This window comes from Mycolicibacter sp. MU0083 (genome assembly GCF_963378075.1).
GTDB classification, from domain to species: domain Bacteria; phylum Actinomycetota; class Actinomycetes; order Mycobacteriales; family Mycobacteriaceae; genus Mycobacterium; species Mycobacterium kokjensenii.
This window is the reverse complement of record NZ_OY726394.1, coordinates 3,965,482-3,992,163: the sequence shown is the minus strand read 5'-3', so window position 1 is coordinate 3,992,163 and position 26,682 is coordinate 3,965,482. Positions and strand designations below refer to the sequence as shown.

Annotated in this window: 13 protein-coding genes; 5 read left to right on the top strand and 8 right to left on the bottom strand. The window is 73.2% G+C overall.

What is annotated here, in order from left to right; genetic code table 11:
* Positions 1–149: 149 nt before the first annotated feature.
* The 4 genes from RCP38_RS18590 (at position 150) to RCP38_RS18580 (ending at position 18,486) form a co-directional block, all read left to right on the top strand.
* The gene (locus tag RCP38_RS18590; protein WP_308474373.1) at positions 150–10,436 is read left to right on the top strand and encodes a hypothetical protein; all 10,287 of its coding nucleotides are present in this window, start codon (positions 150–152) and stop codon (positions 10,434–10,436) included.
* Positions 10,437–10,676: 240 nt separating this feature from the next.
* The gene (locus RCP38_RS18585; protein WP_308474372.1) at positions 10,677–18,020 is read left to right on the top strand and encodes a PGRS repeat-containing protein; all 7,344 of its coding nucleotides are present in this window, start codon (positions 10,677–10,679) and stop codon (positions 18,018–18,020) included.
* 38 nt (positions 18,021–18,058) lie between these two features.
* Complete coding sequence (locus tag RCP38_RS20000; protein ID WP_373692530.1) at positions 18,059–18,181, top strand: ribbon-helix-helix protein, CopG family; 123 nt, start codon at positions 18,059–18,061, stop codon at positions 18,179–18,181.
* Positions 18,175–18,486 carry a type II toxin-antitoxin system VapC family toxin gene (locus RCP38_RS18580; protein WP_308474371.1) on the top strand — a complete coding sequence of 104 codons (312 nt, stop codon included), beginning with the start codon at positions 18,175–18,177 and terminating at the stop codon, positions 18,484–18,486. The genes RCP38_RS20000 and RCP38_RS18580 overlap by 7 nt, the downstream gene beginning before the upstream one ends.
* 14 nt (positions 18,487–18,500) lie before the next feature.
* Here RCP38_RS18580 and RCP38_RS18575 read toward each other — a convergent pair whose 3' ends face one another.
* The 8 genes from RCP38_RS18575 to RCP38_RS18540 form a co-directional block, all read right to left on the bottom strand.
* Positions 18,501–18,896 (bottom strand): PIN domain-containing protein, encoded by a 396-nt coding sequence (locus RCP38_RS18575; protein ID WP_308477416.1) that lies wholly within the window; start codon positions 18,894–18,896, stop codon positions 18,501–18,503.
* Complete coding sequence (locus tag RCP38_RS18570; RefSeq protein ID WP_308474370.1) at positions 18,893–19,120, bottom strand: type II toxin-antitoxin system VapB family antitoxin; 228 nt, start codon at positions 19,118–19,120, stop codon at positions 18,893–18,895. Before RCP38_RS18570 ends, RCP38_RS18575 begins: the two co-directional genes overlap by 4 nt.
* Positions 19,121–19,185: 65 nt before the next feature.
* On the bottom strand, positions 19,186–19,596 hold the full coding sequence (locus RCP38_RS18565; protein ID WP_308474369.1) for a GtrA family protein: 411 nt from the start codon (positions 19,594–19,596) through the stop codon (positions 19,186–19,188).
* A gap of 238 nt (positions 19,597–19,834) precedes the next feature.
* Positions 19,835–20,665 (bottom strand): galactan export ABC transporter permease subunit Wzm/RfbD, encoded by an 831-nt coding sequence (gene wzm, locus RCP38_RS18560; protein WP_308474368.1) that lies wholly within the window; start codon positions 20,663–20,665, stop codon positions 19,835–19,837.
* The gene (glfT1, locus tag RCP38_RS18555) at positions 20,662–21,573 is read right to left on the bottom strand and encodes a galactofuranosyltransferase GlfT1 (protein ID WP_308474367.1); all 912 of its coding nucleotides are present in this window, start codon (positions 21,571–21,573) and stop codon (positions 20,662–20,664) included. Before glfT1 ends, wzm begins: the two co-directional genes overlap by 4 nt.
* A complete protein-coding gene (wzt, locus tag RCP38_RS18550) occupies positions 21,570–22,373 on the bottom strand; it encodes a galactan export ABC transporter ATP-binding subunit Wzt/RfbE (RefSeq protein ID WP_308474366.1) in 804 nt (267 codons plus the stop codon). The genes glfT1 and wzt overlap by 4 nt, the downstream gene beginning before the upstream one ends.
* 18 nt (positions 22,374–22,391) lie before the next feature.
* Entirely contained in the window at positions 22,392–22,967 is a 576-nt protein-coding gene (locus RCP38_RS18545) for a bacterial proteasome activator family protein (protein WP_308474365.1), read from the bottom strand.
* Complete coding sequence (locus RCP38_RS18540) at positions 22,943–24,901, bottom strand: DUF6541 family protein (protein WP_308474364.1); 1,959 nt, start codon at positions 24,899–24,901, stop codon at positions 22,943–22,945. Before RCP38_RS18540 ends, RCP38_RS18545 begins: the two co-directional genes overlap by 25 nt.
* A gap of 108 nt (positions 24,902–25,009) precedes the next feature.
* Here RCP38_RS18540 and RCP38_RS18535 point away from each other — a divergent pair, with 108 nt between their 5' ends.
* The gene (locus RCP38_RS18535; protein ID WP_308474363.1) at positions 25,010–26,206 is read left to right on the top strand and encodes a cysteine desulfurase-like protein; all 1,197 of its coding nucleotides are present in this window, start codon (positions 25,010–25,012) and stop codon (positions 26,204–26,206) included.
* Positions 26,207–26,682: the final 476 nt, after the last annotated feature.

Sequence of the window (26,682 nt, the reverse complement as noted above, 5' to 3'; positions counted from 1 at the left end):
TTGCGGCCGGCCATGGGGTCGCGCGAAGAATCAGCAATGATAGCCACATTCTGGTGTTTTACGCGCATTAGTTGACTAACCATTCAACTTTGCTAACCTACCGATTCACAGTTTTTTCTAAGCAAAACCAAGTTTTCAGGAGAGTGCCTGTGTCCCGTCACCGTCGTAGTGGGTTCAGCGGCCGTCGCAGTAGCCGGGTGATCGGGGCCGGTACCGCGGTCGGGGCCTTCCTGGCGTTCGGAATGGGGCCGCTGGCTGCGGCGCCGACCGCGCACGCCGACATCGACGACGTGTGGGCGGACTTGTTCGGTGCCGACCTCGGTGGCGCGGTCTCCGACCTCGGCGTGGACTGGACGGATCAGGCCGCGTGGGGCGTGGTGTTCGATCCGGCCTCCTGGGACGGAGTCTTCGAAGGCTTGGGTGACCCGGCCGCCTGGGATGCGGTCTTTGAAGGTTGGGACTGGAGCGGTCCGGGGGCCGCGGATGCCTCCTTCGACTGGGGCCAGATCAACTGGCTGATGCCGTTCGGCGACGGTGCCGACGGCACCGCGGACAACCCCGACGGTGGGGCCGGTGGCTGGCTGTTCGGTTCCGGCGGTGCCGGCTGGGACGCCGATGGGACCGGTGCCAGTGATGACGGCGGCGCCGGTGGCCAGGGCGGCCTGTTCGGCGGCAACGGCGGCGACGGCGGTGACGGCTTCGGGTCCGGCAACGGTGGCGACGGCGGCGCGGCGGGCCTGTTCGCGTGGTTCAGCCACGGCGGTGACGGCGGTGACGGCGGCAGTGCCGTCACGGCTGGCGGCGACGGTGGCGCGGGCGGTGCCGGTGGTGACGCCGCGCAGTGGGGCCTGTTCAGCACGGCCGGTGCCGGTGGTCTCGGTGGTGACGGCGCCCTCGGACTGGCGGGTGTGACGGCGGGCTTGGCCGGCGCATCCGGCGGTGATGGCCAAAACGGTGGTGCCGGCGGCGCCGGTGGTGCCGGCGGCAAGGGCTCGGTGCTGTTCGGCAAGGGCGGTGCCGGCGGCAACGGTGGCGCCGGCGCAGACGGTGGTGTCGGCGGCGACGGTGCCGACGGCTCGGACGGCACGACCGCGCAGACGGATGCGACATCCGGTGGCAACGGTGGTGCCGGCGGTAACGGCGGTGCCGCGGGTAAGGCCGGGGCCGGTGGTGCCGGCGGCTGGTTCGCCGACGCCGGAGCTGCGGGCGCGGCGGGAACGCAGGGCGAGGGCGCGGCCGGCGGTAACGGTGGCACCGGTGGCGACGGCGCCGACGGTGCCGACGGTGCCGACGGCGACGCCACCCATCGCGACGGCTACGACGGTCAGGCCGGCGGCGTCGGTGGCAACGCCGGTCTCGGTGGTGCCGGTGGCGTAGGTGCAGGCGGGCAGGCCGCCGACGGCGAGGACGGCGTCGCGGGCGCCGGCGGTGCCGGTGGTAATGGCGGTGCGGGCTTTGCCGGCGCCGACGGAACCCTGGCCGACCCAGACGGGCAGGCCGGTGGCGCCGGTGGTGCCGGTGGCAACGGTGGCCTGGGTGGCCTGGAAGCCGACGGAGTGACCCGCGCCGCCGAGGGCGACGGCGGCAACGGTGGTGCCGGTGCGGCCGGTGGGCACGGTTTCGACGCGCTGGCCGAAGGGGCCGGCCCGGGGATCTCGGGTGGTCACGGCGGTGCCGGTGGTTCCGGCGGTGTCGGCGGTAGTGGTGCCGTCGCGGGTGTCCACGGCGCCGGCGGCGCCGGCGGAAACGGCGGTAGCGGCACCGATGGCGCCGACGGCGCCGACGGTGGCACGGGTGCGGCCTACGACCCGACCGGTCAGGCCGGTGGCAACGGCGGCGACGGTGGGAACGCCGGCGTCGGCGGCGTCGGCGGCGCCAACGGCGACGGCACCACTGCGGCCGGGGGCCTCAGCGGTGTGGCCGGTGCCGGTGGTGACGGCGGCCGGGGTGGCGACGGCTATGACGCGGCCTCCGACAGCGGTGCGCTGGCCGGCACCGCCGCCGGTAACGGCGGTGTGGGCGGTAACGCGGGCCGCGGCGGCCTGGAGGCCGACGGCGTCACGCGTGCGGCCGCGGGTGTCGCCGGTGACGGCGGCGACGGCGGCGACGGGAAGGACGGCGTCGACGGAATCGACGGCGACGCCACCGACATCGACGGCACAGCAGGGCAGTCCGGCGGCCGCGGCGGCAACGGCGGCCTCGGTGGTCTGGAGGCCGACGGCGTTACCCGCGCAGGCACCGGCACCGGTGGTGACGGCGGCGACGGCGGCAAGGGCGGCCACGGTTGGGATGCGGTGGCCGCCGGGGCGGGACCGGGCACCGACGGTGGCGCCGGTGGTGCCGGCGGCCACGGTGGCCTGGCCGGCACCGGTTCGGTTGCCGGCAACCACGGCGTCGGCGGTGCCGGCGGCAACGGAGGTTCCGGTACCGACGGCGTCGACGGGGTTGCCGGTACCGCGGGCACCGCGGCCGACCCCGACGGCACCGCCGGCACCGACGGCACCGACGGCGGCAACGCCGGAGCCGGTGGGCTCGGCGGCGACTCCGGCAACGGCACCCGTGCAGCCGACGGCGTCGACGGTGTCGGCGGGCGTGGCGGTAACGGTGGTGCCGGCGGCGCCGGCTACAACGCCGCAGCCGATGCCGGTGCGGCGGCGGGCACCGATGGCGGGCACGGTGGTGCCGGCGGTAACGCCGGTAAGGGCGGCGCGTTCGGTGTCGATGGCCAGGCCGGCGTGGGCGGCAACGGCGGCGCGGGTAAGGCCGGCGCGGCGGGCGCCGCAGGTGACGCGGCCGACATCCACGGGCAGACCGGTGGTGCCGGCGGTAACGGCGGTAACGGCGGCCAGGGCGGCCTGCAGGCCGACGGCACCACGCGGGTGGCCGACGGTGTCGGTGGCGCCGGTGGTGCCGGTGGTGCCGGCGGCAGTGGATTCCAGTCCGCGGTGGCCGGTGCCGATGGCGGCAACGGTGGTGCCGGTGGGATCGGCGGCAACGGCGGTACCGGTTCGACGGCCGGCGCCGGCGGCGTCGGCGGTAAGGGCGGTACCGGCGCGGCCGGTGTCAACGGTGCCGCCGGTGCGGCCGGCACCGCGGCCGACCCCGACGGCACAGCCGGTCAGGCCGGTGGCGACGGCGGTAACGCCGGCGCCGGTGGTGCGGGCGGCCTCTCCGGTACGGGCGTGCAGGCGGCCTCGGGTGCGGCCGGCGGTGCCGGTAAGGGCGGCAACGGCGGTGTCGGCGGTGCCGGCTACAACGCTTCCGCGGACGGAGCTGCGGCGGCGGGTACCTCCGGCGGCAACGGCGGGGCCGGCGGTGACGCGGGCAAGGGTGGCCAGCTGGTCGGAGGCGGTAACGCCGCCGACGGCACCGCCGGTGTCGGCGGCAACGGTGGCGCGGGCAAGGCCGGCGCGGTCGGTGCCGCGGGGACCGCAGCCGATCCCCACGGCCAGGCCGGTGGCACCGGCGGTAACGGCGGTAACGGCGGCCAGGGCGGACTGCAAGCCGACGGCACCACGCGGGTGGCCGACGGTGTCGGTGGCGCCGGTGGTGCCGGTGGTGCCGGCGGCAGTGGATTCCAGTCCACGGTGGCCGGTGCCGACGGCGGCAACGGTGGTGCAGGTGGCACCGGCGGCAACGGCGGTACCGGTTCGACGGCCGGTGCCGGCGGCGTCGGCGGTAAGGGCGGTACCGGCGCGGCCGGTGCCAACGGTGCGATCGGTGCGGCCGGCACCGCGGCCGACCCCGACGGCAAGGCCGGACAGGCGGGCGGCGACGGCGGTGACGCCGGTGCCGGTGGTGCGGGTGGCTTCTCCGGCGCGGGCGTGCAGGCGGCCTCGGGTGCGGCCGGCGGTGCCGGTAAGGGCGGCAACGGTGGTGCCGGTGGTGCCGGGTACGACGCTGCGTCTGATGCCGGTGCGGCGGCGGGAACCGCCGGTGGTGACGGCGGCGCCGGTGGCGACGCCGGTAAGGGCGGTCAGCTCGTAGGCGGCGGTACCGCGGCCGACGGAGTTGCCGGTGTCGGTGGTGCCGGTGGTGACGGTAAGGATGGCGCGGCGGGAACTGCCGGTAATGCCAGCAGCATTCACGGTGGCGCCGGCACGGCCGGTGGTAACGGCGGTAACGGTGGCCAAGGTGGCCTGGAGGCTGACGGCAGCACTCGGGCGACCAGTGGTGCCGGTGGTGACGGCGGCAAGGGTGGTGCCGGTGGCGCCGGGTATGACGCGGTCGCCGATGGCGCGGCAGCAGGTACTTCCGGCGGTAACGGTGGTGTCGGCGGCAACGGTGGCACCGGTGGGAGCGGTTCGACTGCGGGTTCGTTCGGTGCCGGTGGTGTCGGCGGCAAGGGCGGTTCGGGTACCGACGGTGCCCACGGTGCGATCGGCACGGCCGGGGATGCTGCGAATCCCGATGGCGGCAAGGGCGGTGACGGCACCGACGGCGGTAACGCCGGTGCCGGTGGTGCGGGCGGTTTCGCCAACGGCGGCAGTGGAACTCAGGCCGCGAGTGGTGGTGACGGTTCGGCCGGTAAGGGCGGCAACGGTGGTGCCGGTGGTGCCGGGTACGACGCTGCGTCTGACGCCGGTGCGGCGGCGGGAACCGCCGGCGGTGACGGCGGCGCCGGAGGTAACGCCGGTAAGGGCGGTCAGCTCGTAGGCGGCGGTACCGCGGTCGACGGTGCCGCGGGTGTCGGTGGTGCCGGTGGTGACGGTAAGGATGGCGCGGCGGGAACTGCCGGTAATGCCAGCAGCATTCACGGCACCGATGGCACGGCCGGTGGTAACGGCGGTAACGGTGGCCTAGGTGGCCTGGAGGCCGACGGCAGCACGCGGGCGTCCAGTGGTGTCGGTGGATCTGGTGGCCAGGGTGGTGCCGGTGGTGCCGGCTATGACGCGGTCGCCGATGGCGCGGCAGCAGGTACTTCCGGTGGTAACGGTGGTAACGGTGGTAACGGTGGTACCGGTGGGAGCGGTTCGACTGCGGGTTCGTTCGGTGCCGGTGGTGTCGGCGGCAAGGGTGGCTCGGGTACCGACGGTGCACACGGTGCGATCGGTACGGCCGGGAATGCTGTGAATCCCGATGGCGGCAAGGGCGGCGATGGCACCGACGGCGGTAACGCCGGTGCCGGTGGTGCGGGTGGTTTCGCCAACGGCGGCAGTGGAACTCAGGCGGCGAGTGGTGGTGACGGTTCGGCCGGTAAGGGCGGCAACGGTGGTGCCGGTGGTGCCGGGTACGACGCCGCATTGGATGTCGGTGCGGCGGCCGGAACCGCCGGTGGCGACGGTGGCGACGGTGGCAACGCCGGTAAGGGCGGCCTGGAGGCCGACGGTACGTCTCGTGCCGACGATGGTGCCGCGGGTGTCGGTGGCAACGGTGGTGACGGCAAGGACGGTGCCGTCGGCACCGCCGGCGATGCTCTCAACGTCGTTGGCGGCACCGGCACGAACGGTGGTAACGGCGGTAACGGTGGCGTCGGCGGTCTAGAGGCTGACGGCAGCACTCGGGCTGGCGCCGGTGTCGGTGGTGACGGCGGCAAGGGTGGTGCCGGTGGCGCCGGCTATGACGCGGTCGCCGATGGCGCGGCAGCGGGTACTTCCGGCGGTAACGGTGGTGTCGGCGGTAACGGTGGCACCGGTGGCGGCGGCTCGGTCGCCGGCTCCGACGGTGCCGGTGGCGTCGGCGGCGACGGTGGCTCGGGTACCGATGGTGCCCACGGTGCGATCGGTACCGCTGGTGACGCCGCTAACCCCAACGGCGGCAAGGGCGGTGACGGCACCGACGGCGGTAACGCCGGTGCCGGTGGTGCCGGTGGCTTCGGTGGCGATGGCACTCAGGCCGCCGACGGCGACAACGGGTCGGCCGGCAAGGGCGGCAACGGTGGTGCCGGTGGTGCCGGGTACGACGCTGCGTCTGACGCCGGCGCGGCGGCGGGAACCGCCGGCGGTGACGGCGGCGCCGGAGGTAACGCCGGTAAGGGCGGTCAGCTCGTAGGCGGCGGTACCGCGGTCGACGGTGCCGCGGGTGTCGGTGGTGCCGGCGGCGACGGTAAGGACGGCGCGGCGGGAACTGCCGGTAACGCCAGCAGCATTCACGGCACCGATGGCACGGCCGGTGGCAACGGCGGTAACGGCGGCCAGGGTGGTCTAGAGGCTGACGGCAGCACTCGGGCGTCCAGTGGTGTTGGTGGATCTGGTGGTCAGGGTGGTGCCGGTGGCGCCGGGTATGACGCGGTCGCCGATGGCGCGGCAGCAGGTACTTCCGGTGGCAACGGTGGTGTCGGCGGCAACGGTGGCACCGGCGGTACCGGTTCGACTGCCGGCTCCGACGGCGCCGGTGGCGTCGGTGGTGACGGTGGCTCGGGTACCGATGGTGCCCACGGTGCGATCGGTACCGCCGGGGACGCGGCTAACCCCAACGGCGGCAAGGGTGGTGACGGCACCGACGGCGGTAACGCCGGTGCCGGTGGCGCCGGTGGCTTCGGTGGCGACGGTGCTCAGGCCGCAAACGGCGACAACGGTTCGGCCGGTAAGGGCGGCAACGGTGGTGCCGGTGGTGCCGGCTACGACGCCGCCTCTGACGCCGGTGCGGCGGCGGGAACCTCCGGTGGCGACGGTGGTGCCGGTGGTAACGCCGGCAAGGGCGGCCTGGAGGCCGACGGCACGTCGCGGGCCGACGACGGTGCTGCCGGTGTCGGCGGCAACGGTGGCGACGGTAAGGACGGTGCCGTCGGCACCGCCGGCGATGCCCTCAACGTCGATGGCGGCACAGGAACGAACGGCGGTAACGGCGGTAACGGTGGCCAGGGCGGCTACAACACCGACGGCAGCCAGGCGCTGCAGGGCGACGGCGGTAACGGTGGCGACGGTGGCGCCGGTGGCCAGGGCTTCAACGGGACGGCCGGTGCGCTCGGCAGCCCCGACGGTGGCCACGGCGGCAGCGGTGGCGTCGGCGGCACCGGTGGCGCCGGCGGTAGCGGCCACGTCGCCGGTAGCGGCGGAAACGGCGGTACCGGTGGCGCCGGTGGTGACGGCGGTGCGGGCCTGAACGCAGCCGCGGGCAGCGGCGAGGCCGGCGGCGACGGCGGAAACGCCGGCGCAGGTGGCCAGGGCGGCCTCGGTGGTAACGGTGGTAGCAGCGATTCCGGCGTGAACGGCAACGGTGGCAACGGCGGCGACGGCGGTAACGCCGGCACGGCCGGAACCGGTGGTGACGGTGCCGGCGGCGGCACGGCCAACACTGCCGGCGCCGGTGGTAGCGGTGGTGACGGTGCCAGCGGCGGGGATGTCGGTGTGGGCGGTGCGGCCGGCACGGGTACGGGGTCGGACGGCAGCGCCGGTGCGTCCGGTGCCAACACGGGTACCAGCAGCGACGGCGGTGCCGGCGGTGACGGCGGTGACGGTGAGGGCTACACCACCGTCGGTCTGACCGACACCGGCCAGCACGGTGGCGCCGGAGGTGCCGGTGGCGCCGGAGGCGACGCGGTCGGCACCGGAACGGCCGGCGCCGGTGGTGCCGGTGGCGACGGCGGTGCGGGTGCCGCCGGTGACGAAAGCAACCCGTCGCGCCTGCACGGCGTCGACGGCGGCAACGGTGGCGCCGGCGGCCAAGGCGGCCAGGGCGGCCTGAACGCCGACACCACCCGTGCGGCGACCGGTGACGGCGGCGACGGTGCTGCCGGTGGCGAAGGCGGTACCGGAACCCTCACCGGCGGTGACGGCGGCACGGGCGGTGCCGGCGGGTCGGGTGGCCTCGGCGGTGTCGGCGGCGCCGGCGGTGACGGTGCCGATCCCCTCCCCGGCGGATTCGGCGGCGGCAAGGGCGGCGCCGGTGGTGTCGGCGGCGATTCCGACGCCGGTGACGGGGCCGCTGGCGGTCACGGCGGCCAGGGTGGCGCGAACATCGGCCTCGGTGGCGCCGGCGGTGCTGGCGGCAATGCCACCGGCGATGTCGGCAACGGTGGTGCCGGCGGCAACGGCGGCCACGGCGGCGACGGGCTGTTGTCGGGTCCGGGTGCGGGAGTCTCCGGTGGTGCCGGTGGCGTCGGCGGCGACGGCGGCGACAGCAAGGTCGGCACCGGTGGTGCCGGCGGTACGGGCGGCAACGGCGGCGTCGGCAACATCGGTGCGGGCAAGGGTGGCGCCGGTGGAGCCGGTGGCGACAGCCAGTCCGGTGACGGCGGTACCGGCGGTGACGGCGGCAACGGTGGCGACGGACTCACCGGCAGCTTCGGCGGTGGACCCGGCGGCAACGGCGGTGCCGGTGGTGCCGGCGGATCCAGTGACTCCGGTAACGGTGGTGCCGGCGGCCACGGCGGTGACGGCGGCATCGGCGCCGATGGTCCCGCGGGCACCATGAACGGCAGCCTGACCGGCCCCGACTGGAGCGCCGGCGGCAACGGCGGTGACGGTGGTACCGGTGGATCCAGCAACACCGGCAACGGCGGCCGCGGCGGTGACGCCGGAAACGGCGGCGCCGCGGGCAACGGCGTCGGCCTCGACACCGACGGCGTCACCGGGCAGACCGGTGGTGCGGGCGGCGCGGGCGGCACCGGTGGCGCCGGCGGCAGCAGCGTGGACGGCGACGGCGGTAACGGTGGCCAGGGCGGCATTGGTGCTGCCGGTGGCAACGGCTCCGACGGTGCAGATGCTGCAGCCGGCACCGACGACGACGGTGGTAACGGAGGCAACGCGGGTGCCGGTGGTGCCGGTGGCAACGGTGGCGCCGGCGGTACCAGCGTCACCGGGGCCGACGGGACCGCGGGTAGTGGAGGTAACGGCGGCAACGCCGGAACCGCCGGTGACGGCGGCGACGGCGCCGGTGGCGGCGGCAACGCCACCGCCGGTGACGGTGGCAATGGCGGTGACGGTGCCCTCGGTGGTGCCGGCGGTGCGGCCGGTGCCGATAGCAGCGGCAGCAACGGCACCGACGGCGCCGACAGTGCGGGCGGTACCGGCGGCAACGGCGGCAACGGGGACGACATGAGCGGCCTGCTACCGCAATCCGGTGGTACCGGCGGCCACGGCGGCCGCGGTGCCGGAACCGCCAGCGGTGGCGCCGGTGGCGCCGGCGGCCAGGGTGCGGGCCTCGGCCCGGACGCGGTCGGTGGTCTGGGCGGTGACGGCGGTGCCGGCGCAGCAGCAGGCGGCTTCGGTGGCGGCGGCGGTGGTGGTGGCGGTGGCGCCCTGGTCTTCGGCGGCGGCACCATCGACGGCAGCACCATCACCGGTGGCGCCGGCAGCAACGGCGAAGACGGCACCGCAAGCGCACCCGGTGCAGCGGGCCAGACCGGTGGCGCCGTCGTCGTCCAAGCCCAAGGTGACCTGTCCAACGTGACGATCACCGGTGGCGCGGCCTCGGCCACCGCGGCAGGCGGCACCGCAACCGTCACCGTGGACGCCGGCAGCAGCATCGAAGACAGCACGGTCACCGGTGGCGCGGCCGGCGACGGCGGCGCCGGCGGCAACGCGTCGCTGGTCGCCACCGGCGGCAGCAGCATCACCGGCAGCCACGCCATCGGCGGCAACGGCAGCGACAGCGCGGCCGGCGGTGCCGCCAACGTCATCGCCGTCGACGGTGCCGAGATCACCGACGTCACCGCCACCGGCGGGCACGCCGGGGCCGGATCCGACGGTGGCACCGGCGGTGCCGGCGGTATGGCCGAGATCTACGCCAACGGCGCGGGCTCGAGCATCACCAACGCGTCGGCGACCGGTGGCGAGGGCGGCGCCGGTGACGGCGGCGTCGGCGGCAACGGTGGCGCCGGTTTCCTGGTGGTCGACAACGCCGGTGGCACCATCGGCGGGGCCGGCTTGACCGCCGAGGCGACCGGCGGCAACGGCGGCGACGCCACCGATGCCGGCAGCGTCGGCGGTAACGGCGCCAGCGGTGTGATCGAGGCCGGTCGTCCCGACGGGGGCGGCGGCGGTACCGCCCACGGCACCGTGCAGGGCGGCAACGGCGGCGACGCCGAAACCGGCGGCACCGGCGGCAACGGCGGCAAGGCCAGCATCCTGGCCGGCGGCGCCGGTGCAGAAGCCAGCGGTTCGGTCACCGGCGTCCACGGCGGCGCCGGTAGCGACGGCGGCAAGGGCGGCAGCGTGGTCGCCGGAGCCTCCACCCAGATCACTGCGCTCGGTGATGGTGCGATCGCCACCGACAACGTGATCGCCGGTGGTACCGGTGGTGACGGTGTCGCCGGCGGCCAGGGTGGTGCAGCCGGTTACGTGCACGTCGGGGCAACCGGTCCGGGTGGACCGACCAGTCCGACCAGCCCGGGTAGCTACACCAACGGGGCCTTGCAGGCCGGTGACGGCGGTAGCGGCACCGGGACGGGAAACACCGGTGGTACTGGCCAGTCTCAGGAAACCGTCAACAAGAACGGTCAGACCTCCGACGGTGTCACCTGGACCGGCAGCAACGGCGCCGACGTGCCGTAACACCGGCGGGGCGGATCCCTCCGTTCCACCCAATCCCGAGGCAGGCACCTCGGCTCAGACTTCGGTCCGAGCCGAGGTGTTTTGCCCTGTCAGATAGTCCGCTATATCGAGCCGTGACATAAACATGTAGTACGAACGTCTGTATTTATCTCCTGTAGTCGATTAATTCGGAATCGCTGCTAACGTCGCCCTTAAGTGAGTTCTAGGTATCTATGAACTCTTTATTAAGGGGATGCGTTTATGGCCGGTCGCCGTCAGATCACCCGTCGCGGCAGCCGGCTGATCGGCGCAGGCAGCGCCATCAGTGCCTTCCTGACCCTCGGACTCGGGCCGTGGACCGCGGCGCCCGCCCACGCCGACCTCGACGACGTGCTCATCGACCTGCTCGGCTCCGAGCTGGCCGGCGGCTTCGTCGGCCTGAGTGTGGACTGGGCCGACCAGGATGCCTGGGCGACCGTGTTCGACGCCGACGGTTGGTCGACGTTCTTCGACGGCTTCGGCGCAGAGGTGTTCGACCTGCCCGGGCCGGCGGCGGCTTTCAGTTGGAGCGAGATCAACTGGGCGATGCCGTTCGGTGACGGCGCCGACGGCACCGCCGAGCACCCCGACGGCTACGCCGGCGGCTGGATGTACGGCAGCGGCGGCGACGGCTGGGATGCCGACGGGGTGGCCGGCGTCAACGGCGGTGCGGGCGGTCAGGGCGGGTTGTACGGCGGCGACGGTGGCGCCGGCGGTGACGGCTACGGCAGTGGCTCCGGCGGCGATGGCGGTGCCGCGGGCATGTTCTCGTCGTTCAGCTCCGGCGGTGCCGGCGGCAACGGTGGTGCGGCCGGCGGCCACGGCGGCGACGGCGGTGACGCCGCCCAGTGGGGCATGTTCAGCGATGCCGGTGCCGGCGGCAACGGCGGTGCCGGGCTGGCCGGTGCCGCGGGGGCTACGGGCCTGCTGGCCGGTGCCGCCGGTGGTGCCGGATCCAACGGCGGCACCGGCGGCAACGGTGGTGCGGGCGGGCGCGGCTCGGTGTTCGGTACCGGCGGCAAAGGTGGTGCCGGGGGAATTGGCGGTGCCGGGGGAGCCGGCGGTGACGGTGCCGACGGCGCGGCCGGAACCGCCGTCGCGGCGGCCGGCAGCGGTGGCAACGGCGGTGCCGGCGGGGACGGTGGCGCGGCCGGTCAAGCCGGTGCCGGCGGTGCGGGTGGTTGGCTCGGTGACAGCGGCGCCGCGGGTGCGGCCGGCAGCCAGGGCGCCGGAGGACTCGGTGGCGACGGCGGATCCGGCGGTGCCGGGGTCGACGGCGCCCACGGTGCCGACGGCACCGCCACCCACCTCGACGGCTACGACGGCACGGCCGGCGGCGCCGGGGGCAACGCCGGAGCGGCCGGCAGCGGTGGCCACGGTTCCGGCGGGCAGGCGGCCGCCGGGCAGGACGGCCTCGCGGGCGTCGGCGGCCGGGGCGGCAACGGCGGCGCGGGCTTCGCGGGCTCGGCCGGTACCGCAGCCCAACCGCACGGCAGCGCCGGCGGAAACGGTGGTGCCGGTGGCGCCGGCGGGCTGGGCGGCTTGACTGCCGGCGGTGCCGGCCGCGGTGCGCAGGGTGCCGGCGGTGACGGCGGTGCCGGTGGCGTCGGCGGTGCGGGATACGACGCCCGGGCCGATGCGAATGCCGCCGCCGGGACATCCGGTGGCAACGGCGGGGCCGGAGGTTCCGGCGGGTCCGGGGGCCAGGGCGCGACCAACGGTGCCCACGGCACCGGTGCTGCCGGCGGCGCCGGGGGCAGCGGCACCGACGGCGCCCACGGTGGGTCGGGTGCCCGCGGTGTGGCCGGCGACCCCGACGGGCGTGCCGGCCGCGCCGGCGGCAACGGTGGCGACGCCGGGCACGGTGGCGCCGGGGGCTTCTCCGGCAACGGGAGCTTCGCGGCCGACGGCGCATCGGGTTCGGCGGGCAAGGGCGGCAATGGCGGGGGCGGCGGCACGGGATTCCGCGGTGCCGACGGCTCGCTGGGGGTGGCCGGCGGCAACGGCGGTCGCGGCGGTGCCGGCGGCGCCGGTGGCCTGGGTGGCCAGGAGACCGACGGCACCCGTGCCCTGCAGGGCGCCGGCGGCAACGGCGGTAACGGCGGGGCCGGCGGCCGGGGCTATGACGGCGCGGCCGGCGCCGACGCGACGGCCGGATCCGGAGCCGGGGCGACCGGTGGCGCCGGTGAGTCCGGTACCGCCGGCGGCAACGGAGGCTCCGGCGGTGTCGCCGGTGCCGGCAGCACATCCGGAAATGCCGGTGCCGGTGGTGTCGGCGGTGCGGGTGGTTCCGGTGGCCGGGGTGGGCATGGTGCCGCGGGCGCCGATGGCGGTGTGACCCATGTCGACGGCTACGCCGGTGGTGCCGGCGGTACCGGTGGACATGCGGGGGCCGGCGGGCTAGGTGGACTCAACGGCGATGCGGGACGTGCGGCCACCGGTGCCGACGGGCTCGCCGGTGTCGGTGGCAACGGCGGTGCCGGCGGTGCCGGGTTCCGCGGCGCCGACAGTACGAGTGCCGGGGTTGCCGGTGGCGCCGGTGGCAGTGGTGGTGCCGGTGGTGACGGCGGCCTGGGTGGCCTGAAGGCCGATGGTTCGGGCCGTGCCGAGCAAGGTGTCGGCGGCGCCGGCGGCGACGGTGCTGTCGGTGGTGCCGGATACAGCGGCAAGGCGGGCACCGATGCGGTGCTCGGTTCCGGTGCGGGGGCTGCCGGTGGTGTCGGCGAGTCGGGAACCGCGGGTGGTGCCGGCGGTTCCGGTGGCCTCGGTGGCGGTGGCCGGACCGTCGGCCTGGACGGTCTTGGCGCGGCCGGTGGTGCGGGTGGTTCGGGCGGCCGGGGCGGTCACGGTGCCGCGGGCGCCGACGGCCATGCCACCCATGCCGACGGCTACGCAGGCGGTTCCGGCGGCGCCGGTGGCGCTGCCGGTGCCGGCGGCGCGGGCGGCTCAGGCCGGCAGGGCGTGGCCGCCGACGGCGCCGATGGCGCTGCCGGTGCCGGCGGCAACGGTGGTGCCGGTGGTACCGGCTATGACGCTGCCTCGGATGTCGCTGCGGCTACCGGTACTGCCGGTGGTCATGGTGGTGTCGGCGGCGATGCGGGCCTGGGCGGCTTGCAGGCCGATGGTGTCGCGCGCGCGGCCGCGGGTGTGGCCGGTGTCGGTGGTGATGGCGGGGATGGCAAGGACGGTGCCGACGGTGCGGCGGGCACTGCTTTGCATCTCGATGGTGGCGCGGGTCAGGCCGGTGGCGCCGGCGGCAACGGCGGCCTGGGTGGCCTGAACGCTGACGGGCAAACCCGTGCAGCACAAGGCGATGGCGGAGACGGTGGTGCCGGTGGGCGCGGTGGTGCCGGATTCCAGGGCCGCGACGGCGCGCAGTTGGGTGCGGCTGGGGAGAACGGCGGAACCGGTGGCGCCGGTGGGGCCGGTGGTGTCGGCGGCCGCGGAACCCAGGACGGCGTTGCAGGTGCCGGAGGTGTCGGCGGAAACGGTGGCGCCGGTGGCGCCGGTGCCGACGGCGCGGCCGGTGCGGCGGGTACTGCAGCGGATCCCGATGGTGGTGCGGGTCAAGCCGGTGGTGCCGGCGGCAACGGCGGCCAGGGCGGCGTCGGCGGGCTCAGCGGAGCCGGCGTCCGAGCCGCCGCGGGCACCGTCGGCGTCGGTGGCAACGGTGGTGCCGGTGGCCGCGGCGGTGACGGCTATGACGCGGTGGCTGCGGGTGCAGGGCCGGGTGTTTCCGGTGGCCATGGTGGTGCCGGCGGTGACGGTGGTGTCGGCGGTAGCGGTAGTGCTGCGGGTCGTCACGGTGCCGGTGGTGTCGGTGGTGATGGCGGTAGCGGCACCGATGGCGCTCATGGTGCTGCCGGTGATGATGGCACTGCGGAAAATCCTGATGGCACAGCGGGTCACGCCGGCGGTGATGGCGGTGATGCCGGTCGCGGTGGTGTCGGCGGCAATAACGGTGACGGAACTCGGGCTGGATCCGGCGAAGACGGCTCTGCCGGTGTCGGTGGCAATGGTGGTGCCGGCGGCGCTGGCTACGACGCTGCCTCGGATGTCGCGGCGGCTGCAGGCACCGCCGGTGGTCATGGTGGAGTCGGTGGCGATGCCGGCTTGGGTGGCCTGCGGGCCGATGGTGTCGCGCGCGCGGCCGCGGGTGCGGCCGGTGTCGGTGGTGATGGTGGGGATGGCAAGGATGGTGCCGCCGGTGCGGCCGGAACCGCTTTGCATCCGGACGGCGTGGCGGGTCAGGCCGGTGGTGCCGGCGGTAACGGCGGCCTGGGTGGTCTGAACGTTGATGGGGAAACCCGTGCGGCACGAGGCGATGGCGGCGATGGTGGTGCCGGTGGTCGTGGCGGTGCCGGGTATGACGCGGTGGCTGCGGGTGCGGGGCCGGGTGTTTCCGGTGGCCATGGTGGTGCCGGCGGTGACGGTGGCCTCGGCGGTTCCGGCACCAATGCTGGCGCGCACGGCGCTGGTGGTGTCGGTGGTGATGGCGGTAGCGGCACCGATGGCGCTCATGGTGCTGCCGGTGATGATGGCACTGCGGAAAATCCTGATGGCACAGCGGGTCACGCCGGCGGTGATGGTGGTGATGCCGGTCGCGGTGGTGTCGGCGGCAATAACGGTGACGGAACTCGGGCTGGATCCGGCGAAGACGGCTCTGCCGGTGTCGGTGGCAATGGTGGTGCCGGCGGCGCTGGCTACGACGCTGCCTCGGATGTCGCGGCGGCTGCAGGCACCGCCGGTGGTGACGGTGGTGTGGGCGGTGATGCCGGCTTGGGTGGCTTGCAGGCCGATGGCACGTCCCGTGCGGCCGCGGGTGTGGCCGGTGTGGGTGGTGACGGCGGGGATGGCAAGGATGGTGCGGCCGGGGAGGCGGGTACTGCGGCGGATCCCGATGGTGGTGCGGGTCAGGCCGGTGGCGCCGGTGGTAATGGCGGCCTGGGTGGTCTGAACGTTGATGGGGAAACCCTTGCGGCACAAGGCGATGGCGGCGACGGTGGTGCCGGTGGTCGCGGCGGTGACGGGTATGACGCGGTGGCTGCGGGTGCGGGGCCGGGTGTTTCCGGTGGCCATGGTGGTGCCGGCGGTGACGGTGGCCTCGGCGGTTCCGGCACCAATGCTGGCGCGCACGGCGCTGGTGGTGTCGGTGGTGATGGCGGTAGCGGCACCGATGGCGCTCATGGTGCTGCCGGTGATGATGGCACTGCGGAAAATCCTGATGGCACAGCGGGTCACGCCGGTGGCAATGGTGGTGATGCCGGCCGTGGTGGTGTCGGCGGCGACAACGGTGACGGGTCCCGGGCTGCATCCGGTGAAGACGGCTCTGCCGGTGTCGGTGGCAATGGTGGTCACGGCGGGACGGGCCGCGCCGGTGACAACAGCACCACCGCGGGCGTTGCCGGCGGCAACGGTGGCGCCGGCGGTTCCGGCGGCGACGGCGGCCTGGGCGGCCTGAGAGCCGACGGTCAGACCCGCGCTACCCAGGGCGTCGGCGGCAACGGTGGCGCCGGCGGTGCCGGCGGACTCGGCTACACCGGCAAAAACGGCGACCACGCCGTTTCCGGCGTCGGCAACGGCGCCGCCGGCGGTGCCGGCGAATCGGGCACCGACGGTGGAAACGGCGGCTCCGGCGGTAAAGCCGGTTCCGGCAGCACCAGCGGCACGGCCGGCGCCGGTGGCGTCGGCGGAAACGGGGGCAACGGCGGCCGCGGCGGTAACGGCGCCACCGGCGCCGACGGCACCGCCGGCCACCTCGCCGGATACGACGGCGGTGCCGGTGGGGACGGCGGCCACGCCGGCGCCGGCGGACTCGGTGGCCTCAACGGCGACGCGGGCCGCGCCGCAGACGGCACCGACGGCACGGCCGGCAACGGGGGCAACGGCGGCGCCGGCGGTACCGGAGCGGACGGCCGGAACGGCACCGCCGAAGACGGCGTCGTCACCTCCGCCCCGACCGCCGGCGGCACCGGCGGCACCGGTGGCAACGGTGGCCGCGCCGGCCTCGGTGGCAGCACCCCGGCCGTCGGCGGTAACGCCGGTGCCGGCGGCACGGGCGGCAACGGCGGCCACGGCGCCACCGAAGCCCTCCTGGACGACGGCTCGAGCTCCGGCTGGGCCGACTACATCCCGTTCGCACAGGACGGCGCGGCCGGCGGCACCGGCGGACAGGGCGGCATCGCCTACGACGGCGGCCGCTACGGCGACGGCGGCGACGGCGGCACCGGCGGCACCGGCGGCAGCTACGGCCCGGGAGCCGGCGGCGGCGTCGGCGGCTCCGGCGGGCAGGGCAGCCACGGCAGCACCACTGCGGCCGGCAACGGCGGTGGTGGCGGCGGCGCCGGCGGTGGCGCCGCGGTCGTGGGCGACGGCGAGGTCATCGACGGACTCCAGGGCGGCGCCGGCGGAACGGGCGGAGACGGCACCGCGGCCGGCGTTGGCCAGACCGGCGGCACCGGCAGCGGCGTGGCCGTCGAAGTCGACGCCGACAGCCTCGTCGCCGACAACACCTTCATCGGCACCACCGGCGGGCTGGGCGCCGACGCCGGCGACATCGCCATGCGCGCCACCTGGGGCGCGGCGATCGTCGGCAACACCATCGCGGCCGGGCAGGGATCGACCACCAACGAGGCCGGGAACGTCTTCGTCCGGGTCGAAGGCCTCGACGCCCTGGTCATCGACAACACCATCACCGGCGGCAGTGCCGGCGCCGGCGTCGACGGCGGTGTGGGCGGCGCCGGCGGCGAAGCCTACGTCCAGGTGTACGACGGTGGCCTGCTGCAGGACGCCACCGTCACCGGTGGCAACGGCGGCACCGGTTCCCACGGTGGGCTCGGCGGCGACGGTGGCAGCGCGCAGGTGCTGGCCCTGGGCTTCGGCTACCTCGTCACCGGCGACGTCACCGGCGGTGACGGCGGCACCGGTGACGGCGGGTTCGGCGGCACCGGCGGCTCGGGCTACTTGATCGCCGTCGACGGCAGCATCTTCGCGCAGGTGACCGGCGGCGTCGGCGGCATGGGCGTCGACGGCGGCCAAGGCGGCATCGGCGGCGAGGCCACCGCGTTCGCGGTCGACGGCTACGCGGAGGGCACCGTGACCGGCGGCAACGGCGGCGCCAGCGGTGCCGCGGCCGGCGGCCACACCGGCGGTGACGGCGGCTACGGCGGCGACGCCGAAATCAGCGTCGACTCCGGCGGCATCATCCTCGACAGCGCCGCGACCGGCGGCAACGGGGGTACCGGCGGTGCCGGATCGGCGATCGGCGACGGTGGCGCCGGCGGAAACGGCGGCAGGGCGACCATCTCGGTGACCAACGACGGCCTGCTCGACGGCGACCGGGCGGCCGGCGGGGGCGGGGGTAACGGCGGTTCCAACGGCATGCCCGGCGGCGACGGCGAGGACGACATCGTCAACGTCGACGGCGCCGACACCGGAATCGGCGGACCGGGTACCGGCGGCGGCATCGGTGGACCGGGTACCGGCCCCGGTCCGGGTCCCGGCATCGGTCCCGGCATCGGGATCGGCGGCATGGACGTCGTACCGACAAACCCCAAACGGTCCTAGGGGGCCGAAGGGTTTTTCGCGGGCGGAAGGAAACCCGGATCAATATCTACCTCGACGAGGAACAGGCTGCGCACCTGGACGTTTTGGCGGCGGCAGAAGGCATCTCACGTCACGCCGAAAGGGCCCTCGATAGCGGCCAGATCCGTGTCGCGCGATGCTGACGCCCCCGCTCGGGGCCCGGATGAGCGCGGTCTCGGTGGTGGAGGTGACCGGTGGTATGCGTTCCGCGGAACGGCGTGCGGTGTCGGCGTTGCTCTCGGCTTTCCGGATCGAGGAGGTCACCGAAGTAGTCGCGCGTCGTGCCGGTGATCTGATGCGTCATCGCCGGCGGGCGCACAGCGGGATTGGGCTCGGGGATTACCTGATCGCGGCGACGGCGGAGATCAACGGGTTAGAACTCGCCACTCTCAACGTGCGGCACTTTCCGACGTTCCCCGACCTGCGTCCCCCGTCTACGCTCGGCTGATCTCTGCTGCCCACTCACGTCAGCTCGCGAACCTGCAAGCCCGGACGCACCGCGGCGATCCGCGGGTAGTCGCGGTCGGCGTGCACCACGCCGGCCCCGTGGTGCAGGGCGGTTTCGGCGATGAACAGATCGGGGAGTGGCGTTCGATGCCACATCCCGTGGTGATGGGCTAAATCGTGCTGCAGGCGGCGCACCCGGCCGAAGATATCCTGCGGTGTGGCCAACACCGGGAATGCCCGACGCAGCGAGGTGGCCTGACTGTCGTAGTCGGATGCCGAGCGCGCCGAGTACAACCATTCGAGTTCACTCATCTCGCAGAGGGCCAGATCGGCGATGTCGATACCGTCGGGTAGTGGTGCACCGCCCGCCAGTCGCACATGGGCGCTCTTATCGAGTAGCCACCGCGTCACCGCCACGCCCGATCTGAGAGCAGAACCTCGGTGTCGACCTGTGCGTCGGTGTCCGCGAGATGCTCGGCGATCCGCCGGCGGCGCTCGGCGGTGGCGCTGTCGGACTCGGCGATCAACTGTCGCAGCGCGGCCTCTACCGTCGACCGCAGTGTCTGTCCTGTCACCGACTGGGCTTCCCGCACCAAGTCCTCGTCAAGCTCGATCGTCGTCCGCTTCACCGCCATGCGTACATATTAATCCAAGATGCGTACATATGCTCGCGGACCAGCTCTCCCACGTTGGGGGCGGCTCAGCGGGACCGGAAGATCAGCGTCCGCTGCACCACGAAGTTGATAACGGTCGCGGTGCCCTGCGCCACCACGAACGCCACCGGCAGCGCCCAACGCTGGTAGTCCAAGAGTTCCAACACCAGATGGTTGATGCCCACCTGCACCGCGAACGTCACCGCGTACAGCGCCATCACCGCCACGAAACGTCCGGCGTGCGCCGAGGATTGGAACGTCCAGCGCCGATTGATCAGATAGGCGGTGGTGGTGCCGGCGACGAAACTGCACGCCTTGGCCGCATCGACCGGGACGTCGAACACCAGGTACAGCAGCAGATACAGCCCGAAGTCCACCGCCGCCGACAGCGCACCGGTCACCAGGAAACGCCACACCTGCGTCGACAGTTGCAGGGGGCCGCGGTTGGCTTCGGTCACCCGGGCAGCTTAATGAGCGCCATCGAAGCCGGCGTGCCACGGGTCATCCGGTGGGAGATCGCTGCGCCAGCGCATTTACCTCCTGACAGCAGTGCTATCAGGCTAGGCGGGACGCCGTTCTTCTGCACCGTGCTATCGCCGGTGATATCCGATTCTGCAAGATCCACATGGTCGCCCGACGGTACGCACGGGACGGATGGGACGACGCGGACAGCCCGGGACCCGAGGTCCCGGCTCGCTACACCCAGTACGCCACCCGCGACCGGTACTTGCGCAGCACCAGCGCCGCCACCGCCCAGCCCACCACGGTCAGCACCAGCACCACCGCCCAGTGCCGCAACGGCTGATGCGCCCCCAGCAGCGGCAGCCGCACCAGATCCAGGTAGTGCATCAGCGGATTGAACTCGATCACCGTCGTCCAGCGCGACGCGCCCTGGGCGCGCAGGGTGTCGTAGTTCCAGATGATCGGCGTCATCAGGAACAGCAACTGCACCACCGAGAACAGCAGCGGGGCGATATCGCGGTAACGGGTGGCCAGAATCCCGAAGCACAGCGACACCCACACACAGTTCAACGCGATCAGCGCCAGCGCGGGAATCACCGAAAGATCCGCCCACGACCAGGGTTTGGGAAAGATCATCGCGATCGGTATATAGATGACGATGTTGTGCGCGAACAGGATCATCTGCCGCCACACCAGCCGGTAGACGTGCACACTCAACGGGGTCGGAAGTTGTTTGATCAGGCCCTCGTTGGCGACGAACACATCGGCGCCCTCCAGGATCGCCGCGTTCAGCAGGTTCCACACGATCAGCCCCAGCGTCACGTACGGCAGGTGCACGGCCAGGTCCAGGTGGAACAGCTTGGAGTACAGCCCGCCCATCGCCACCGCGGTGGTGGCGGTGCCGATGGTGATCCAGAACGGGCCCAACACGCTGCGCCGGTAGCGCTGCTTGATGTCCTGCCAACCCAGGTGCAGCCACAGCTCATGGCGGCGGAAGCCGTCCACCAGGTCGGCCCGCGCCCGGGCGAACGTGTTGGACTTCGCGGCAACGTCGTCGAAACTCATTGCTGCCTCTCCGGTTTGGCGAACTGTTCGCGGCGGCCCAGTCCGCGCAGTCGGGCCCACTGGATCAGGCCGGCCGGATCGCGGCGCGACACCAGGAAGAACCAGCCGAACCGCAGCCACTCCTGCAGCAGCAGTCGCCGCATCCCGGGCTGGGCCATCAGGTAGCCGCGGTTGCGGTAGGTGTAATAGCGCTTGGCGGCGTTGTCGGGGTACTGGGTGTGCATCCGCCCACCCAGGATCGGCTTGAACTCCTCCGACCCGCACGGGTGCAGGTACGCGGCGGTCAGGCAGGTGCCGAACGGCAGCCCGGAGCGCACTAGCCGGCGGTGGATCTCCACCTCGTCGCCGCGCATGAACAACCGCAGATCCGGTACGCCCACCGCATCCAACGCGTCGGCGGTGAACAGTGCCCCGTTGAATAGCGACGCGATTCCCGGCAGCAGGTCGCCGCCGGTCGCGCCGTCGCGCAGGTCGGCGACTTCGCGCCGCCACACCAGGCCGCGCCGCAGCGGGAACGCCAGCCGCGACGGATCGTCGATGTTGCACACCGTCGGCGACACCTCGGCCAGGCCGTGGCGGGCCGCACACGCCAGCAGGGTGGCCAGCACGCCGGAGTCCGCCGGCCGCCCGTCGTCGTCGGCCAGCCACACCCAGTCCGCGCCGGCGGCCAGCGCGTGCAGCATGCCCAGCGCGAAACCGCCTGCCCCGCCCAGGTTCCGGCGGGACCCCAGATAGGTGGTCGGCACCGGTTGCCCGGCCACCAGGTCGGCCACCGCGGGATCGGCGTCGTTGTCGACGACGATGATGTGGTCCGGTGTGCGGGACTGCGAACACAGCGCCTGCAGGGATTCGGCCAACTGCTGCGGGCGCCGGTGGGTGACGACGACGGCGTAGACGGTCTCGGTCACGCCCGGCCCTGCGTCTCGGCAAGCACCTCGCGGACATGCCGGGCGGCGTCGGGCCCCTCGTAGGCGCCCACCACCTCCTCGATCCCGCCGGTCATCCGCACCGCGCCGTGGTCGATCCACATCGCCGTCTTGCACAGCCGGGCCAGGAACTCGTTGGAATGGCTGGCGAACACCAGGATTCCGGATCGCTCCACCAACGCCTGCAAGCGGGTCTGCGCCTTCTTCAAGAACTCCGCGTCCACCGCGCCGATGCCCTCGTCGAGCAGCAGGATCTCCGGGTCGATGCTGGTGACCACGCCCATCGCCAACCGCACCCGCATGCCGGTGGAGTAGGTGCGCAGCGGCATCGCGAGATAGTCGCCCAGCTCGGTGAACTCGGCGATCTCGTCGACCTTGGCGGCCATCTGCTTGCGGGTCTGCCCGAGGAACAACCCGCGGATGATGATGTTCTCGTAGCCGGAGATCTCCGGGTCCATGCCCACACCCAGATCGAAGACCGGGGCCACCCGGCCCACCACCCGCGCCGATCCGCGGGTGGGCTCGTAGATGCCCGAAAGTAGCCGCAGCAGAGTCGATTTGCCCGCACCGTTGTGGCCCACCAGGCCCACCCGGTCGCCGAGCTTGAGTGACATGGTGATGTCGCGCAACGCCTCGACCACCACCACGTTGGCGTTGTTGCGCCCGATCGCGCCGCCGGCCTTGCCCAGGAACGCCTTCTTCAGCGACCGCGACTTGGCGTCGAAGATCGGGAACTCCACCCAGGCGTCCCGGGTTTCGATGTGAGGATCGTTGCTAGACAAGGGGATTCCGCTTTACCGTTACAGGTACTGGCCGGAGCCGGTGTGGCCGTGACCGTGGCTGGACCCGCCGGGATGCTGGCCGGACGGCAGGGCGCCGTGGCGCATCTGCTCCAGCTGTGCGCGAGCCGCCATCTGCTGGGCGAACAACGCGGTCTGGATGCCGTGGAACAACCCTTCCAGCCAGCCGACCAGCTGTGCCTGGGCGATCCGCAGCTCGGCGTCCGACGGGGTGGCGTCCTCGCGCAGCGGCAGCGTCAGACGCTCCAACTCCTCGCGCAGCTCCGGGGCCAGGCCGTCCTCGAGTTCGCGGATGCTCGCCGCGTGGATCTCCCGCAGGTGCGCCCGGCTGGCGTCGTCCAGCGGTGCGGCGCGCACCTCCTCGAGCAGTTGCTTGATCATGGTGCCGATCCGCATCACCTTGGCGGGCTGCTCGATCAGGTCGGTCACCGACCGCTCGTCGTCGTCGCCGGTCTCGGCGTCGGTGTCCGTGCCGGCGGCCAGCAGCCGCGGGTCGGCGCCGCTGATGATCTCGACGCCGTCCGCGTCGTCGGAGCCGTTACCGCCGATGCTCAACGTGCTGCCCCTCCCTGCCATTCGTAGATGCTTGCCCCGCCATTGTCGTAGATCTTGGCCCAGGACCGTGATTTCTCCAGTGACACTAGCCCGTCGGGCAGCGGGAAACCGCGCACCGTCGGACTGCTGATCAGCACATAGCGGATATTGAGGTCGCGCACCGCGGCGGCCACCCGCGGATCGGTGTCGGCGTCGTCGGCGTAGGCCCAGAAGATGAAGCGCTGCGGGCCGGGGCCCTGCTGCTGCGGATAGTCGTAGTGCGTCCACAGTGGGTGCAGGCCGGCCACCGCGTACATCCACGCACTGCCGTCGATGTTGGCGTTGCCGATCACGGTGTCGCGGGCCCCGGGCAGTTGCCCCAGGTGTGAGTAGGCCTCCAGGTCGCGGGCGTCGACCAGCACCGAGTCGTATTTGTCGCCGAACAGGAACGCGTGCCGCGGCAGGTAGTGCCAGCCCAGTCCGACCGCCGTCGCCGCCACCAGCACCGCGGCCGCTACCTGCGGCCGCGGCAGTCGGGAAGCCGCCATCGCGGCCAGCCAGGCCAGGCCCACCCCGGCCATCGGCACCAGCAGCAGCGTCATCGCCGCCATGATCCGGCGCGGATCGCTGTAGAACAGGTCGGTGAACGGGCCCAGCGCCGCGCCGACGAACCCGCCCGTCGGCGCCGAGGACTGCACCACCGCCACCGCCAGCAGCGCCCACAGCGCCAGCGGCCACCACACCCTGCGCACCGCCAGCCATCCCGCGCCGGCCAGTGTCAAAGCCACCAGCGCGTACTGGATCGGGAAGTCGTTGAGGTGGCGGGTGTGCATCAGCAACGCGTCGAGCACCGCCGACTTGCGGCCCTCATGGGTCAAGAAGGCGTGCCCGGCGATGATCTCGGCCTGCTTGCGCACGCTGAGCAGTTGCGGCATCAGCAGCAGCACCGTCGGCACCAACACCCCGGCCAGCGCCAGCGCGTCGCGCCGCTTGCCCCGCAGCGGGTTCCACAGCGCACCGTCGCGCGGGCACAACCACCAGGCACCCAGCAGCAGCAACGCCACCACGCCCCCGGTCAGGTGCACCGAGAACACCCCCAGCAGGGCCAGGGTGGCGACCGGAATCCGATCGCGCAGGGTCCGCACCGCGGTGGTCAGCGCGAAGGCCGGCACCACCAACCCGTAGGCGACCAGGTTGGGCATGGCCGCGGTGCCGAACTCGACATAGGGCAGGGCGGTGAACGACGCCGACAGCGCGCCGGCCGCACCCGAGGCCAGCGCGGTGCGCCCGGCCGTGGTGACCCGCTGCAGCAGATTCCAGGTCAGCAGCGCGGCGCCGACCGGGAACAGCCAGACCGAGGCGGCGACGCCGGCCACCGTATAGGCGGTGGTGGGCGCGGCCCCGGTGAGCTGACACAACACCGCGGTCAGCGCATGGAACGCCGACGGGTAATACAGCGGGGCGTGGGTCTCCACGTTGCGCAGTTCGCCCATATGGGTGGGGGAGGCCTGCCCGGTGTCGAGGATGAAACGCACGGTGTTGGCGTGCCACACCGCGTCCCAGGTGCTGGGGATGGATTGCCAGTCGGGGATGCCGCGCACCGCCGCCCAGCCGATCAGCACCACCCCGATCAGGGTGCCCGCCGCGACGGTCAGCGTCGGCCCGATCGCGGTGGCGGCCGCCGCGACGTGGATGCCGGGACGACGGTCGAGAGCCCGCCGGATCCCGGTCGCCGACGCGTAGGCCAGGGCGCCGACGACCAGCAGGGCGACCAGGGCGGTGGTCGCGTTCCACGGGATGCCGAGGGCGCCCAACGGCACGATGGCCAGGCCCACCACGCCGTAGGTCAGCGCCGGGCCGACGGTCAGGGCCAACGGCCGATTCAGGCCGGCGCCGATGCCCACCAGGGTGCCGGGAAGTACCAGGAGTAACAGCGCTGCGGCCAACGCCCAGACCGTTCCAAACCCCGGAAGCACTGCACTAGTATGTCTGCAAAGGTCTTACCAGCCGGTAACGCGGGCAGCTATCTCGCTCTCCGAGAGGTTCACCCGAGGCCGATTTTTCAGAGTTCTAAGGTACTTGCCATGACCTATGACGTCGCTCGCGTGCGTGGTCTGCACCCGACGCTGGGTGACGGATGGGTTCATTTCGATTCGCCGACGGGAATGTTGATCCCGGATTCGGTGGCGACCACCGTGTCGACCGCGTTCCGCGGATCCCTGGCAAAGGCGTCCGGTCCGCACCCCGGTTCCCGGCGCAGTGCCGCGGTGCTGGTGGCCGCGCGCCAGGCGGTGGCCGATCTGTTCGGTGCCGACCCGGCCGGGGTGGTGCTGGGCCCGGATCGTGCGGTGCTGCTCAGCGCGCTGTCGGATGCCGCGTCGTCACGGGTCAGCTTGGGCTACGAGGCCGCGGTGACCCGCCTCGACGACGAGGCCAACATCGCGCCGTGGGTGCGCGCCGCCAATCGCTACGGCGCCAAGCTCAAGTGGGCCGAGGTCGACATCGAGACGGGCGATCTGCCGAGCTGGCAGTGGGAGAACCTGATCACCCCGGCCACCCGGCTGGTGGCGCTGACGTCGGCGTCCGGGGTACTGGGCACCGTGGTGGATCTGCGGCCGGTGACCAAGCTGATCCACGAGGTGGGCGGCGTGGCGGTGGTCGACCACTCCGCGGCGGCCCCCTTCCAGCTGCTCGACATCAACGATGTCGAGGCCGACGTGGTGGCCGTCAACGCGGCCTGCTGGGGCGGGCCCCCGGTGGGGGCGTTGGTGTTCCGGGATCCGGCGCTGATCGACACGTTCGGTTCGGTATCGCTGAACCCGCATGCGGCCGGGCCGGCGCGGCTGGAGGTCGGCCTGCACCAGTACGGGCTGCTGGCTGGACTGGTGGCCAGTGTGGAGTACCTGGCCTCGCTGGACGAGTCCGCGCGGGGGAGCCGGCCGGAGCGGCTGGCGCTCTCGATGCGCTCGGCCGGTCAGTACCTCAACCGGCTGTTCGACTATCTGCTGGGCTCGCTGCGGTCGCTGCCGCTGGTGATGGTGATCGGCAGCCCCGAGGCGCGCATCCCGGTGGTCAGCTTCGCGGTGCAGAAGGTGCCCGCCGAGCGGGTGGTGCAGCGACTGGCCGACAACGGTGTGCTGGCGATCGCCAACGCCGGCTCCCGGGTGCTGGACGCCATCGGTGTCAACGACATCGGGGGAGCGGTGACCATCGGGTTGAGCCACTATTCGACGACGGCCGAGGTGGACCAGTTGGTGCGTGCCCTGGCGTCGTTGGGCTGAGTCGGTCAGGGCTCCCAGCCGTCACCGCAGTGTCGTCATCCTCAAATGTCCCAATTGTCACCGCAGGTGAGGGTGTGGTGTGGTGCCCGCCTCTGAGCGACAGTTGATCGTTATGTCAAGTTGATTGGCGTTGATTGGCGGTCGACTCGGGCTCGGTGGTGGGGTCGGTGGTGACTGGCGCCGCGGAGTGTGGCGGCACCGATGGTGACTGGCGCCGCGGAGCGTGGCGGCGGCCGGTGGGCGGCGGTTATGTCGGTAATGGCCGTCGCACGCTGTGCCGACAAGTCGACTAACACCCGTTGTCGCTCAGAGGCGGGCACCACGCCATGTACTCCTGACCGGTTACTGACGAGACTGGTGTGTCGTCCCGGATGCATGGGGTGATTGGGGTGTGTGAAGTCCGAGCGCACGGCAGGGGGTGGAGTCGGTGGGCCGGGCAAGCGCGGAAACCGGACGCCCAGCAGCGGGGACGGGCG

What these genes read in the sequence shown, in the direction of transcription:
- RCP38_RS18585 (WP_308474372.1), top strand. Translation starts at nt 10,677, where the DNA reads ATGGCCGGTCGCCGTCAGATCACCCGTCGCGGCAGCCGGCTGATCGGC.
- RCP38_RS18580 (WP_308474371.1), top strand. Translation starts at nt 18,175, where the DNA reads ATGCTGACGCCCCCGCTCGGGGCCCGGATGAGCGCGGTCTCGGTGGTG.
- RCP38_RS18570 (WP_308474370.1), bottom strand. Translation starts at nt 19,120, where the DNA reads ATGGCGGTGAAGCGGACGACGATCGAGCTTGACGAGGACTTGGTGCGG.
- wzm (WP_308474368.1), bottom strand. Translation starts at nt 20,665, where the DNA reads ATGAGTTTCGACGACGTTGCCGCGAAGTCCAACACGTTCGCCCGGGCG.
- RCP38_RS18545 (WP_308474365.1), bottom strand. Translation starts at nt 22,967, where the DNA reads ATGGCAGGGAGGGGCAGCACGTTGAGCATCGGCGGTAACGGCTCCGAC.
- RCP38_RS18535 (WP_308474363.1), top strand. Translation starts at nt 25,010, where the DNA reads ATGACCTATGACGTCGCTCGCGTGCGTGGTCTGCACCCGACGCTGGGT.